15 protein-coding genes are annotated in these 14,330 nt (G+C 41.5%); 1 reads left to right on the top strand and 14 read right to left on the bottom strand.

The genetic code is table 11. The features are described from left to right. Window positions 1-11: 11 nt before the first annotated feature. The 13 genes from lpxA to rpsB all read right to left on the bottom strand — a co-directional run bounded on the left by lpxA (window position 12) and on the right by rpsB (window position 12,832). Complete coding sequence (gene lpxA, locus ACH784_RS05490; RefSeq protein ID WP_404393984.1) at window positions 12-785, bottom strand: acyl-ACP--UDP-N-acetylglucosamine O-acyltransferase; 774 nt, start codon at window positions 783-785, stop codon at window positions 12-14. Continuing rightward, window positions 785-1,237: a 3-hydroxyacyl-ACP dehydratase FabZ gene (fabZ, locus tag ACH784_RS05485; protein ID WP_058031624.1), complete on the bottom strand. Its 453-nt coding sequence runs from the start codon at window positions 1,235-1,237 to the stop codon at window positions 785-787. Before fabZ ends, lpxA begins: the two co-directional genes overlap by 1 nt. Before the next feature lie 10 nt (window positions 1,238-1,247). Further along, window positions 1,248-2,285 (bottom strand): UDP-3-O-(3-hydroxymyristoyl)glucosamine N-acyltransferase, encoded by a 1,038-nt coding sequence (lpxD, locus tag ACH784_RS05480; RefSeq protein ID WP_404393983.1) that lies wholly within the window; start codon window positions 2,283-2,285, stop codon window positions 1,248-1,250. Further along, entirely contained in the window at window positions 2,285-2,755 is a 471-nt protein-coding gene (locus ACH784_RS05475) for an OmpH family outer membrane protein (protein ID WP_404395201.1), read from the bottom strand. The genes lpxD and ACH784_RS05475 overlap by 1 nt, the downstream gene beginning before the upstream one ends. A gap of 58 nt (window positions 2,756-2,813) precedes the next feature. Next, on the bottom strand, window positions 2,814-5,285 hold the full coding sequence (gene bamA / locus ACH784_RS05470; RefSeq protein ID WP_404393981.1) for an outer membrane protein assembly factor BamA: 2,472 nt from the start codon (window positions 5,283-5,285) through the stop codon (window positions 2,814-2,816). Window positions 5,286-5,353: 68 nt separating this feature from the next. Next, window positions 5,354-6,706, bottom strand: coding sequence for a sigma E protease regulator RseP (gene rseP / locus ACH784_RS05465; RefSeq protein ID WP_404393979.1), 1,353 nt, complete (start codon window positions 6,704-6,706; stop codon window positions 5,354-5,356). A 2-nt stretch (window positions 6,707-6,708) separates the two neighbouring features. Continuing rightward, on the bottom strand, window positions 6,709-7,899 hold the full coding sequence (gene ispC / locus ACH784_RS05460; protein WP_404393977.1) for a 1-deoxy-D-xylulose-5-phosphate reductoisomerase: 1,191 nt from the start codon (window positions 7,897-7,899) through the stop codon (window positions 6,709-6,711). Then, window positions 7,896-8,762: a phosphatidate cytidylyltransferase gene (locus ACH784_RS05455; protein WP_404393975.1), complete on the bottom strand. Its 867-nt coding sequence runs from the start codon at window positions 8,760-8,762 to the stop codon at window positions 7,896-7,898. Before ACH784_RS05455 ends, ispC begins: the two co-directional genes overlap by 4 nt. Before the next feature lie 11 nt (window positions 8,763-8,773). Continuing rightward, window positions 8,774-9,547, bottom strand: coding sequence for an isoprenyl transferase (locus ACH784_RS05450; RefSeq protein ID WP_404393973.1), 774 nt, complete (start codon window positions 9,545-9,547; stop codon window positions 8,774-8,776). Between the two features lie 133 nt (window positions 9,548-9,680). After that, a complete protein-coding gene (frr, locus tag ACH784_RS05445) occupies window positions 9,681-10,238 on the bottom strand; it encodes a ribosome recycling factor (protein WP_404393972.1) in 558 nt (185 codons plus the stop codon). A gap of 23 nt (window positions 10,239-10,261) precedes the next feature. Continuing rightward, window positions 10,262-10,999, bottom strand: a complete 738-nt coding sequence (gene pyrH / locus ACH784_RS05440) for a UMP kinase (RefSeq protein WP_138481234.1) — start codon at window positions 10,997-10,999, stop codon at window positions 10,262-10,264. A 149-nt stretch (window positions 11,000-11,148) separates the two neighbouring features. Next, complete coding sequence (tsf, locus tag ACH784_RS05435; RefSeq protein WP_404393970.1) at window positions 11,149-12,000, bottom strand: translation elongation factor Ts; 852 nt, start codon at window positions 11,998-12,000, stop codon at window positions 11,149-11,151. Between the two features lie 103 nt (window positions 12,001-12,103). Beyond that, window positions 12,104-12,832, bottom strand: coding sequence for a 30S ribosomal protein S2 (gene rpsB / locus ACH784_RS05430; RefSeq protein ID WP_404393968.1), 729 nt, complete (start codon window positions 12,830-12,832; stop codon window positions 12,104-12,106). 264 nt (window positions 12,833-13,096) lie between these two features. Between rpsB and map the strand changes: the two genes are divergently transcribed. After that, on the top strand, window positions 13,097-13,885 hold the full coding sequence (map, locus tag ACH784_RS05425) for a type I methionyl aminopeptidase (RefSeq protein WP_404393966.1): 789 nt from the start codon (window positions 13,097-13,099) through the stop codon (window positions 13,883-13,885). Between the two features lie 74 nt (window positions 13,886-13,959). Here map and ACH784_RS05420 read toward each other — a convergent pair whose 3' ends face one another. Next, window positions 13,960-14,169: a hypothetical protein gene (locus ACH784_RS05420; protein ID WP_404393964.1), complete on the bottom strand. Its 210-nt coding sequence runs from the start codon at window positions 14,167-14,169 to the stop codon at window positions 13,960-13,962. Window positions 14,170-14,330 lie beyond the last annotated feature (161 nt).

Here is a 14,330-nt window from a genome sequence, read left to right as displayed (position 1 = left end):
AACCGTCGAGGCTAGCGAATGATGCCGCGCTCAGACGTGTCTAAGAAATCAATCATGCTTTGCACTGCTGCAAACTGCTTCGCATCATCAGCCAACGAAGCCACAGCTTCATCTAGCGTTAAGCCCTTTCTATAAAGTGCTTTATACGCTCTACGAACCGCCATAATTTCATCGCTTTCAAACCCGCGGCGTTTCATACCTTCGGTATTTACTGCTGCTGGTTTTGCTGGCATACCTGTAGTAGTAACAAATGGTGGAACATCTTTACTCACACCAGAGTACATACCAATAAATGCGTGCGCACCAATTTTACAGAACTGATGTACACCTGTATTACCCGCTAAAATAGCCCAATCACCTACATGAACGTGACCTGCTACACTTGCACCATTTGAAAAAATGACATTATTACCAATCACTGCATCATGAGCAATGTGCGTGTAAGCCATAAATAAGTTGTTACTACCTATTTTAGTCACGCCTTTATCTTGAATGGTACCACGGTGAATCGTCGCACATTCTCGAACAATATTGTTATCGCCCATGATTAATTGAGTTGGTTCATCCTTGTACTTTTTGTCTTGGCAGGCTTCTCCAATAGACGCGAACTGATAAAAGTGATTACCTTTACCAATCGTCGAAGGCCCTTTAACAACTACATGAGATTCAATAATGGTGTTATCTCCGATAACAACATCATTACCAATGTAGCTGTAAGGCCCTACTTTAACGTTTTCGCCAAGTTGGGCGCCTGGTTCAATAACTGCAGTAGGATGAATTAACATTAAAACTCTCTTCTTGCACACATAAGGTCAGCGGTACACACAACCTTACCATCTACTTTTGCTTCTGCTGAAAAACGCCAAATATTGCGACGCTCTTTTTCAAACTTTACGTGAATATGCATCTGATCACCAGGTACCACAGGCTGTTTAAAACGTGCATTATCAATACCTGCAAACAAGTATAGCTCGTTGTCGCCAGTATTTTGCACTGTTTTAAAACCTAATAGGCCTGTCGCTTGCGCCATAGCTTCTAAAATAAGTACACCTGGGAAGATTTTCTGGTCAGGAAAGTGACCCGTAAAAATTGGCTCATTTACGGTAACGTTTTTTACCGCATGCAAGTAATCACCCGGCTGAAAATCCACCACTTTGTCTACCAATAGCATAGGGTAACGGTGTGGCAATAAACGCATGATTTCTTGAACATCAAAACTGTTTAATTCGTTGGCCAAAATAGTATCCTTATTCATCAACTGTTTTTTGAGATGAGCGTGTTTCTAATGATTTAATACGCTCTTTAAAATCAGATAAATTTCTTAAATGCGCCATGTTACGACGCCATTCTTTGTTGGTTGTGTGCGGCATACCAGAAGAATATGCGCCAGGTTCGGTGATTGACTTAGTCACCATGGTCATTCCTGTCAGCATAACACCGTCACAAATATCGATATGTCCATTAATACCGACAAGACCTGCAATTTGGCAATACTTACCAATCGTTGTACTTCCTGCAACCACTGAGCAGGCAGCCATTGCGCTACCTTGACCAATTTCAACATTATGAGCGATTTGAATTTGATTATCTAAAATCACATCATCGTGGATAATCGTGTCATCCAAAGCGCCACGGTCGATGGTTGTGCTCGCACCAATTTCAACGCGATCACCAATAATCACTCGACCTAGCTGTGGAATTTTCACCCACTTCCCTGCTTCATTTGCATAACCAAAGCCATCGCTACCTATGACCGCACCTGATTGGAACAAGCAATGTTCGCCAATTTCAACATCATGATAAACGCTGACATTTGCCCAAAGCTTTGTGCCCTGCCCTATTTTGGTGTTTTCACCAATAAAGCACCCAGCACCAATCTGTACATTATCACCAATCACAGCACCTGCTGATACAACGGCATTTGCTGCAATACTGACATTTTCTCCTAATTTTGCTGTTGCATCGATAACAGCAGAAGGGTGAATGCCAGTTGCACAAGCTGGTGTCGTGTCCATCATTTGCGCGAGTTTCGCGTATGCGATATAGGCGTCTTTTACGATTACTTTATTGCCCGAGAAAAGCGCGGCTTCTTTTTCAGAAATAATGACTGCCCCTGCTTGTGTTTCATCAAGCTGAGCGCGGTACTTTTTATTTGCCAAAAAAGCGATATCTGACCCTTTAGCATTCGCTAAAGTTGCTATCTTCTCAATACAATGAGACGCATCCCCGTCAAGGGATGCGCCTAAAAATTCGCTAATTTGAGCGAGGGTATACTGTTTTGTCATTACTTTTTGCTAACTGCTTCAACAACCTTGCTAGAAAGGTCGGTTACTTTATCAGGGTTAAAGTAAATTGTCGTATCTTTTACTTTAACTTCATCAAACTTACCGCTTTTAGCTACAGATTCAATCGTTTCAATGATTAGCTTTTGTACTTTTGCTAACTCTTGGTTTTGACGTGCTTTGATTTCTTGCTCTAAAGGACGACCTTTTTCTGCAAGTTGCTTTTGCATGTCACGGATTTTGCCTTCAAGTGCCGCTTTTTGATCTTCGCTCATTGTCGCGTTTTCACGCTTGTATTTCTCAGCTTCAAAACGAATATCGCCTTGTAACTTCTCAAGCTCTTGACGACGCTCAGCAAACTCAGTTTGTAGTTGTTGCTCGATTTTAGCCATTTGCGGGATCTGTTGATAGATAGATTGCATATCAACAATACCAACTTTATGTGCAAGTGCACTTGCTGAAGTACCCATCATTAGTGCGGCTAAAATGCTTAATGCTGTTGTTTTTATAATCGTTTTCACAAAAAACTCCTTAGAAAGTATTCGTTATGTTAAAGCTGATAGTCTTAGTTTCGTCTGTGTCTTCTTTCTTAAGTGGATAAGCAAAACTAATCAGCATTGGTCCCATTGGGGAAATCCATTGTAGTGACAGACCGGTAGAAACGCGGAAGCGACCTGGGTCTGAGTAATCTCTTAATTGCGCTACTTGCTCTTCAGGTAAAGCTGCATAGCGGTCAATATCAAATTCGGTATCCCATACGTTAGCAGCGTCTATAAAGAAGCTAGTACGTACAGAGCTAGTTTTATCTTCATCCAAGAATGGCGTTGGTACGATTAGCTCTACACCGGCAAGTGCTTTCGCGTTACCACCAATTCGACCTACTTGTTGAAGTCTATCAAACTCTTCTGGAGAACCAATTGTACCTGTTGTACTACCATCTGGTAAAACAGAACCCTCGATGCTTGAAGTAATTCGTCTGATAGCTTGCGGTAAGATAGTATTTCGGTCAAAACCGCGTAATTCTTCTTCTGTGATCCTAAAGTACTCTTGGAAAGGTAAAATCTGGTCAAAACCGTTCGTTGAGCCATAACCATTACCATACGCGAACGCAGCTCGACTTGAGAACACCCAGCGATGGTCATTACTGATCGGCCAATAGAAGCGAGAATTATAGTTTATCTTAAAGAAGTTTAAGTCAGAGTTAGGCGTTGTCGCATTCAGTGTTAGAGTTTGACGCGAACCCGCCGTTGGGAACATACCGCGGTTAACCGTGATACGAGACCAACCTGCACTTAACTCATACTTGGTAAAATCATATGCTGCATCTGGGTCTTCAGGGTTGAAGAATGCTAAACGCATAATACGAGTTTGTTCGTAATCTGCAATGTCAGATAAGCTTTCTTGGATCCAACGACCACCAAAGTTGATTCGGTTTACGGCATCAATTGGGAAGCCAAAGTTAGTACCAATACCATAGCTCTTAGACTTATAAGGTACGATACTAAATGCAGAAGAATCGTAATTACTATAGAAAATGCTGGTACCTTGCGATACACCATCTGGCGTAAAGTAAGGATCAGTATATGAAATACTATAGCGGTCTGAACCTTTTGAGGTATTAATATTAAACGCTAATTGGTTACCTGTACCTAAAAAGTTTGATTCACTGACACCGATATTGAATTGCAAACCTGCATATGAACCATATGCAACACCCGCTTGGAAACTACCCGCAGGTTGCTCTTTAACAGTAAAGTCAATGTCAACTTGGTCATCAATACCTGCAATCGGCTTCACTTCAAACTCTACATTTTCCATATAAGGTAAACGTTGAATCTGAAGTTTTGAACGCTCTAAGCTCTGGTTAGATAGCCAAGCGCCCTCAAGCTGTGTCATTTCTCGACGAACAACTTCATCGGCAGTGATTTGGTTACCATTGACCATGATGCGACGAACATAAATACGCTTTCCTGGATTTACAGATAAGGTAAGTTTTACTTCTTTGTTCTCGTCATCAATTTCAGGAATTGTTCTTACTTCAGCATTGGCATAACCAAAGCGAGCAAGATAACTCTTAATGTATTCTTCTGAAGCCGTTACGATTGAACCATTGTAAAGCTCGCCCGTTTTAAGCGGCACAATACTTTTTAATAAGTCTTCACGGCCTAAAAGGTCACCGATAAAGTCAAAGTCTTTAACCGTGTATTGCTCACCTTCGGTGATATTTGCTGTCACATACACAGACTCACGCTCAGGGCTTACTGATACCTGTGTAGAATCAATATTGAAACGTAAGTAACCCTTATCAAGATAGAAACTTCTAATTTTTTCTAAGTCACCTTCAATGGTTTGTTTTTGATAACGGTCGTTAGATAAAAACTTCCACCAAGGTAAATCTTGTTGTGACTCAGCTAAATTAAGTAGCTCTTCATCAGAAAATAATTCATTACCAACAAGGTTAATCTGTCTGATTGATGCTGCGTCACCTTCGTCAAATTCAAGATTTAAGCGCACGCGGTTACGAGGTAGTTCAGTAATGCTTACATCAATCTTGGCATTGTATTTACCAATACTGTGGAAGAAGTCGATTAAGCCTTTTTCAATGTTAGATAAAACCGTTTTGTCTAACGGCTCACCAGCACGAATATTTTGCTGATCTAAACTTTCATTTAACTGCTCGTCTTTGATGTCTTTATTGCCATCAAACTCAATTGAAGAGATTGTCGGTCTTTCTTTAACTTTGAAGATAAGTAAGTCTTCATCACGATATACCGCAATATCTTCAAAGTGACCAGATTTGTATAACGCTTTGATTGTTTGAGAAATCGTATAGTCATCAATGTTATCGCCAACATTAATTGGAATATGCGTTAATGCAGCACCTAATGCTACACGTTGTAAACCTTCAACTTTTAAATCTTCTACGATAAAGGAGCTTTGCCCAGCTGCCGCAAAGCTTGCGCCAAGTAAACTGGTTACTGCGAGATGTTTTTTTATCGGCATTTTATTATCTTTATCCTTTACAACTATTAGCGTACATAGCGCTTTAAGACTTTGTATGACGTTATGGCTTACAGCCTAGAAACATCATTAAGCAATGCAAAACAGGTTAGGCCCAGAAGCAACATCGCCCCAATCTTGTAACCTAACTCTTGTGTCTTTTCAGAGACTGGCTTTTTACGAATAAGTTCAATTATGTAATACATTAAATGTCCGCCATCCAATACTGGCAGGGGTAATAAGTTAAAAACCCCAAGATTGACACTGATTAATGCTAAGAAACTTAAAAAAGCCACTAATCCATAACTGACACTGGTGCCTGCGCCAACTGCAATACCTACTGGACCACTCAAATTATTGACTGACACTTTGCCGGTAATTAAGTTACCAATCATGTCAAAACTCAATGTGATGAGTGCGTAGGTCTTTTGTACGCCAAGCACAATACTATCCAATGGACCATAATGTCTAGTTTCAATGTAGCCTGGCGGCCAACTTTCTAACTGAGGTACAACCCCTAAGAAACCTTGCTGCTCTCCATTTTGCCCTACTCTGGCTTCAGGCGTAACCGACAAGATTTGGCGATAACCGTCTCTCATCACTTCAAGTGCAATTAATTTATTGGGTGATGCTTGTACGATATTTACCAACGATTGCCATTCATCAATGACCTTGCCATCAGCAGACATCAAAGTATCGCCAACTAATAAGCCTGCTTTATTTGCTGCTGAGCCTTTCGCAACATGGCCAATAGTGAGAGTTAGAGCAGGTCTAAATGGTACGATACCAATGGCATCCAGAGGTGGCTGGTCTTTTTTATCTAGCTTCCAACCGTTTAAGTCGATAGTACGAATTTGAATTTGTTGTTGGGCGTCTTTTACCTTTACATCAACAGATGGCTCACCTAAATGCGACATCAAACTAAAGGTGACTTCTTGCCAAGAAAGTACGTCTTGTCCACCCATGGCTAAAATGTGATCGCCACTTTGAAACTGGGCTGCCGCAGCTCGGCTTTGCGTATTTACATTACCAACCACTGGTTTGGCATTTTGCACGCCAATCATATACATGATTGCTAGCGCAAAAATAGCAAAAATAAAGTTGGCTAAAGGTCCTGCTAAAACAATGGCAATACGAGACCAAACAGATTTGTTATTGAATGAAAGGTGAGACTCACTTGGGTCGACTTCTTCTACTCGCTCGTCGAGCATTTTGACGTAGCCACCAAGCGGGATCATAGCAATCACATACTCTGTACCTTGCTTGTCATGCCAACGGCATAGCGGCTTACCAAAACCAATTGAAAACCTTAAAACTTTTACGCCTGCTTTTCTTGCAACCCAAAAGTGCCCGTATTCATGCACGGTAACTAATATACCTAATGCTACAATGAAAGACCCTAAGTGCCAGAAAAACTCAAACATAATCACTCCATGGTTTTAAGTATATTTTTAGCCAAATTTCTTGCTTCAAAATCTTGAGCAAGCACATCATCAATGCTTGATAGTGTGCCAATCGAAATTTGGTTTAATACTTCTGCATTTACTTTATAAATATCTGTAAAGCCAATTTGCTTATTCAAAAATGCTGCAACCGCAATTTCATTAGCCGCATTCACAGCGGTTGTTGCAGCTTGCCCTGTTTTACACGCTTCTATTGCCAACGCTAAATTCGGATAACGATGATAATCAGGTTTTGTGAAAGTAAAATCACAGATTTGTGAGAAATCTAAAGGTGCTACTCCTGCGTCAATGCGCTCAGGGTAAGATAAGCCGTATGCAATTGGTGTTCGCATATCAGGTTGACCCATTTGAGCGATCACGGAGCCATCTTGGTACTGCACCATTGAGTGGATCATGCTTTGCGGGTGGATCACCACCTCAATATCGTCTGCATCGCAGTTAAATAACCACTTCGCTTCGATAAACTCTAAACCTTTATTCATCATGGTCGCTGAGTCTACAGAGATTTTTTGACCCATAGACCAGTTAGGATGGGCAACAGCTTCTTCAACGGTTACATCAGCTAAAGTCGCAATATCACGATTCAAGAAAGGTCCGCCAGAACCTGTTAGCAGTATTTTACGAATCCCAAACTGATTTAATTTAGGATCAGAATGCTGTTGAAATGCAGTTGGCAAGCTCTGATAAATCGCATTATGTTCACTGTCGATAGGCAATAAGGTCGCGCCATGCTGCTTTACCTTATCCATAAAAATTTGCCCAGACATCACCAAAGACTCTTTATTTGCTAAGAGTACTTTTTTACTGTGCTCAACTGCACTGATGGTAGGTAATAAACCAGCTGCGCCGACAATTGCTGACATAACAATATCAACGTCACTGTGAGAAACGACGTCTTGCATAGCTTGTACACCCGATAAAACGGTAATATCAGAGCCAGCTAAGGCGTCGGTAAGCTGTTTTGCAGCCAGCTCACATTGCATCACTGCAAACTTAGGTTTAAAAGTTTGGCATTGCTGACGCATCACCTCAACATTGCGACCTGCGACGAGTGCAAATACAGCGAACTTATCGGCATTTCTTGCAATAACATCTAAAGTAGAAACACCAATCGACCCCGTAGAGCCAAGGATTGCTACCTGTTGAAGGCTCATAGCGTCACCGTCCACGCATAACATAAAGCAAAGATTGGCGCTGCAGCTGTTAAGCTATCAATACGGTCTAAAATACCGCCATGACCTGGCAGACAACTACCTGAATCCTTTAAACCTGCTTCACGTTTAAACATACTTTCAAGTAAGTCACCAATTGCAGAGAACAATGCAATGAATACTGTCAGCAAGGCATAAACAGGCCACATCGCCTGCTCAACATCAGCACAAGCACAGAAAATCACGACAAAAATCACCGCGGTAAGTAAACCACCCACTAAACCTTCAATGGTTTTATTCGGGCTCACTTTAGGCATTAATTTATGTTTACCTAGATTTTTACCCGCAAAATAAGCGCCGATATCCGCACTCCAAACAATGCCTAGCACCACCATAATCAGAGTCGAACCAAATAGCTCAGATTGCTGATATTCAGCACTACGAAGCACGTTCAGTGCAAGCCATAAAGGTACCAACGTTAATAAGCCAGCTACCGCTTTCATGACTAGGCCTTCAGACCAAGCGCGTGACATACTAGGGTATTTAACTACTAAGAAAGTGGCAACGAGCCACCAGGCAAATGCCAATGTGAATAAATAGTTTGCATCAGGAAGGAGTTGACCATTTTGCCATAGAGACTCAATGGGCCAATGAAGGTGAAGACCACCAAGAATGGCGGCGACTAGCGCCACAAAAGCGCCTCTTTGAGCAACTTTTTTCAAGCCCATTAACGCAGACCATTCCCAAGCGCCCAGCAGAGTAATCGCACCGGCAATAAAACTAAATAGCGAAAGCGGTGTATAAAACACCAAAAGCATAGCCAGTGGCGCTAATACCACTGACGTTAAAATACGTTGTTTAAGCAAATTAATAACCTTTAACTTGTTGTTTTGGACTCGGCAAGTAATTGTTTTATTTGTTCGCCGGTACAGCCAAAGCGTCGCTCTCGAGATACAAAGCAGGCAAGTGCCTCAGAAAAAGCCTCTTCATTAAAATCAGGCCAAAGTGTATCTGTAAAATAAAGCTCCGCATAAGCTGCCTGCCAAAGTAAAAAGTTGCTGATGCGGCAATCTCCGCCAGTCCTTATCAACAAGTCTAATTCACTTTGATCTGCCATACTTAATTGTTCTGACAAAGTCTCTTCTGTGATGTCATTCACAGTAAGTTGACCATCTTGTACTTTCTGCGCCATCGTTTGCGCGGCTTGTACAATATCCCAACGGCCACCATAATTTGCCGCAACATTTAATTTCAGACCTGTATTATTAGCCGTTAATTCATGTGCCGCCTTCACCCTGTCTTGTAAAGATTCAGGAAAGCGCGATACATCGCCAATAATAGTCAGTTTTACATTATTCTTATGTAGTTTTTTAACTTCTTTAGATAAGACGAATAAGAACAGTTCCATTAAGGTACTGACTTCATCTTCAGGTCGACGCCAATTTTCGCTACTGAAAGCAAAAAGCGTCAACGACTCAATACCCAGTTTCGTACAAAACTGAACAGCTGAACGAACTGAGTCTACACCCTTTTTATGCCCGTATGTGCGAGGACGATTACGGCTTTGCGCCCAACGTCCGTTTCCATCCATGATAATAGCAACATGTTTAGGCAAAGACTGCTTTGAAACTGTTTCAGTACTTAAAACCATAATTCCGATTTACGTAAAAAAAAACGCCGCCTAGTATACCCTAGACGGCGTTTCAAAACTAATAAATTTACAAGTACCCGATAAGCGGATTAGATTGGTGTTTATACGACCAATTGTGCTTATCGGTAGTAAATTAGATTTCCATCAACTCTGCTTCTTTTGCACTCAGTTGAGTATCCATTTCTTTAACATACTTATCTGTTAATTTCTGGATTTCTTCTTCGCCCTGACGTGCTTCATCTTCAGAGATGTCTTTGTCTTTTAGAAGTGATTTGATATCACCGTTCGCATCACGACGGATGTTACGAATAGCAACACGACCACCTTCAACTTCACCACGAACAATCTTGATAAGGTCTTTACGACGCTCTTCAGTTAGTGGAGGAAGTGGAACACGGATCATAGTACCTGCAGACATAGGGTTTAGACCTAAATCAGAAGACATGATCGCTTTTTCAACTGCTTGAGCTAAAGACTTATCGAAAACACTGATTGCAAGTGTGCGTGAGTCTTCAGTCGTTACGTTTGCAACTTGGTTCAGAGGCGTGTCTGCACCATAGTAAGAAACAGTAATGCCGTCTAATAATGCTGGGTGTGCACGACCAGTACGGATTTTAGATAGCTGGCTTGCAAGTGCAGCCACGCTTTTTTTCATGCGCTCTTCAGCGTCTTTTCTAATATCATTAATCACAATTCAATCCTAGTCTTTGTAGATTATTCAGCTACTTGTGAAGAAATAAGGGTACCTTCTTCTTCACCCATGATAACGCGTTTAAGCGCACCTGGTTTATTCATGTTAAATACGCTCAAAGGCATATTATGGTCACGAGCTAGCGTAAATGCAGCTAGGTCCATCACCTTTAATTCTCTATCGATCACTTCATTATAAGTCAAATGACGGTGAAGTGTCGCTTCTGGGTTCTTCACAGGGTCATCGCTGAATACACCGTCAACTTTTGTTGCTTTAATTACGGTGTCAGCTTCAATTTCAATACCGCGTAAACACGCTGCAGAATCTGTTGTGAAGAATGGGTTACCTGTACCTGCAGAGAAGATCACTACGCGGCCAGACTTTAACAAGCTAATCGCTTCAGCCCAATTGTATGCATCACAAACACCATTTAGAGGAATAGCAGACATAAGACGTGCGTTTACAAATGCACGGTGAAGTGCGTCACGCATTGCTAAACCGTTCATAACAGTTGCTAGCATACCCATGTGGTCGCCAACTACGCGGTTCATGCCCGCTTCTGCTAATGAGCCACCACGTAAGAAGTTACCGCCACCGATAACTAAACCTACTTCTACGTCGAGTTCTACAAGCTCTTTGATTTCTTGCGCCATACGATCCAATACTTTTGGATCGATACCAAAGCCTTCGTCTCCCATTAAAGCTTCACCGCTTAATTTAAGAAGAACGCGTCTAAAAACAGGTTTTCTATTCGTAGTCATAATCTCAGGGCCATATGTAAAAGTGGGGATAAAAAATAACCGCGCTTATGAAACTCATAAATGCGCGGTTATTCTAAAGAATTTTCAGCATTGAAGCAAAAGCAAATGCTGCCTAAATGTGGCTTTTTGCCTCTGCTTCATGAGTAAAATTACTCGCCTTTAGCTGCTGCGATTTGCGCTGCAACTTCTGCTGCGAAATCTTCTTCTTTCTTCTCGATACCTTCACCAACTTCTAAACGGATGAAGTTAGAAACTGAAGCGCCTTTCTCTTTAAGGAATTCGCCAACAGATTTCTTAGGTTCCATGATGAAAGCTTGACCAGTAAGAGAGATCTCACCAGTGAACTTCTTCATACGACCAACAACCATCTTCTCAGCGATTTCTGCAGGCTTACCTTCGTTCATAGCGATTTCAACTTGAACAGCTTTTTCTTTTTCAACTACTTCAGCAGGTACGTCTTCAGGGTTTACGAAATCAGGCTTAGAAGCAGCTACGTGCATTGCAACGTGCTTAAGCGTTTCTTCGTCAGCGTTACCAGTTACAACAACACCGATACGGTCGCCGTGACGGTAAGCAGCTAGATTTTCACCATCGATGTACTCAACGCGACGAACGTTGATGTTTTCACCGATTTTAGCAACTAGCGCAACACGTGTTTCTTCGAACTGAGCTTTTAATGTGTCGATATCAGTTTTTGATTCAACAGCAGCGTCAAGAACAGTGTTAGCGAAACCTAGGAAGTTTTCGTCTTTAGCAACGAAGTCAGTTTGACAGTTAACTTCTAGAAGTGCAGCAAAACCTTCGCCTTGCTTGATTAGGATTGTACCTTCTGCAGCGATGTTACCCGCTTTCTTAGCAGCTTTAGCAGCACCACTCTTACGCATGTTTTCGATAGCTAGCTCGATATCACCGTTAGTTTCAGTTAGTGCTTTTTTACAATCCATCATGCCAGCGCCAGTACGCTCGCGTAATTCTTTAACTAGGGCAGCAGTTACAGCCATTAGTATATCCTCAAATATGAAGTTTTTTTCGGGGTGCGGAATGACCGCTCTTCAAGAATATCAAGCCTTCACCTTATTTTGATGAAGGCTTGATGACAGCTAATTACTCAGCTTCTACGAAATCGTCGTTTTCAGCTTGTGCAACGATGTTGCTTTCACGACCTTCAGTGATAGCAGTTGCAACAGCACCAGTGTAAAGCTGGATAGCGCGGATCGCGTCATCGTTACCTGGGATGATGAAGTCAACGCCGTCTGGGTTTGAGTTAGTATCAACTACAGATACTACTGGAATACCTAGGTTGTTAGCTTCACGGATTGCAATGTGCTCGTGGTCAGCGTCGATTACAAAGATAGCGTCAGGAAGACCGCCCATGTCTTTGATACCGCCAAGGCTCTTCTCAAGCTTTTCCATTTCACGCGTTTTCATTAGCGCTTCTTTCTTAGTCAGCTTCTCGAAAGTACCGTCTTGGCTTTGAGCTTCAAGGTCTTTAAGACGCTTGATTGATTGACGAACTGTTTTCCAGTTAGTCAACATACCACCTAACCAACGGTGATTTACGTAGAACTGATCGCTTTGAAGAGCTGATTCTTTAACTGCTTCGCTTGCAGCGCGCTTAGTACCTACAAAAAGGATTTTACCTTTGTTTGACGCAACGTTCTGTAAGAACTTAAGTGCATCGTTGAACATAGGAACAGTTTTTTCTAGGTTGATGATATGAACGCGGTTACGTGCACCGAAGATGAACGGCTTCATCTTAGGGTTCCAGTAACGTGCTTGGTGACCGAAGTGAACACCAGCTTGAAGCATATCGCGCATTGAAACGTTTGCCATTTTAATTTCCTCTAATATTTAGGGTTAGGCCTCCACATATCCCATAGCACCAACACGTAATATATAATTACCTGCACCCAAGTGTATGTGTCGATATGTGTGTGTGTTAATATAAAAAGTATGTTTGTCTTAACTACAAACTATCTTGAAAGATAAATTTGTAAAAAGACGGCGCGCTTTATACCATATTAAAGCGCCAGATTCAACGATACGACTAAAATTTGTGCGTTATTGCAAAGTGAAAAATTAACGATTGGAGCCTCAATGAGTGCAGTGATTAAAACCCCTGAAGAAATCGAAAAAATGCGTGTTGCCGGTCGCTTAGCGGCTGAAGTCTTAGAAATGATTGAACCTCATGTAAAGCCTGGGGTAACAACTGAAGAGCTAAACACCATTTGTCACAATTATATTGTCGACGTTCAAGATGCGGTGCCTGCACCTCTAAACTATCATGGTTTTCCAAAATCAATTTGTACTTCAGTAAACCATGTAATTTGTCACGGTATCCCAAATGACAAGCCTCTAAAAGACGGCGATATCATCAATATCGATATTACCGTGATTAAAGATGGTTACCACGGCGATACTTCAAAGATGTTCCATGTTGGTACACCTAGCATTCAAGGCAAGCGTTTAGCTCAGATCACACAAGAAAGCTTATACCTTGCAATTAAGATGGTTAAGCCGGGTGTGCGTTTAGGTGATATCGGTTCAGCGATTCAAAAATACGCTGAAGGCTTTAGCTACTCTATCGTGCGTGAATATTGCGGCCACGGCATTGGTGCTGAATTCCACGAAGAGCCACAAGTGATGCACTATGGTAAACCTGGCACAGGCGAAACCTTAAAAGCAGGCATGTGCTTAACGATTGAGCCAATGGTGAACGCGGGTAAACGTCAGTGTAAATTGCTAAAAGATGGTTGGACTGTTGTCACTAAAGACCGTAGCTTGTCAGCTCAGTGGGAACACACATTGCTTGTGACTGACAACGGTGTTGAAATTCTAACACTGCGAAATGATGAAACCATTGATCGCATAATAGAACACAAATAATTGTTTTATTTGCTAAGAAATTAATACTTAAAATGCCAACATGAACATGTTGGCATTTTTGTTTAACGCAGTTTTTACCAATCTAAAAAGACTGTTCCTTCACACTTACCTGGCACTCTGACTTTTTTAATCTCACAATTTTCGAAATAAACATAGTAAGGGACTGAGTTATCACAAATATATGCGCCACCACTTGGTAAAGCTAATGAATCGCTTACCGGTAGAAAAGTCGCTGAAACAAAAGTTGCAGCTGCGATTGCCATTGTTTTTAATGTATTTTTCATGTCGTTTCCTTGTTTTTGATTTAACCAAATCTATAAAAGCACACACCACCCGCATTATCAACATACTGTTTACATAAAACCCTAAAATAAAAACACATGCTAGCTCTTATAACTTTGCGCAGTTTAAGAACTAAACGTTCGAGCTTGTTCTATGCTCCTTG

It is taken from the genome of Pseudoalteromonas phenolica, from assembly GCF_044788725.1.
Lineage (GTDB): Bacteria > Pseudomonadota > Gammaproteobacteria > Enterobacterales > Alteromonadaceae > Pseudoalteromonas > Pseudoalteromonas phenolica_C.
The sequence above is the reverse complement of the archived record's forward strand: the minus strand, read 5'-3'. Positions and strand labels throughout refer to the sequence as shown.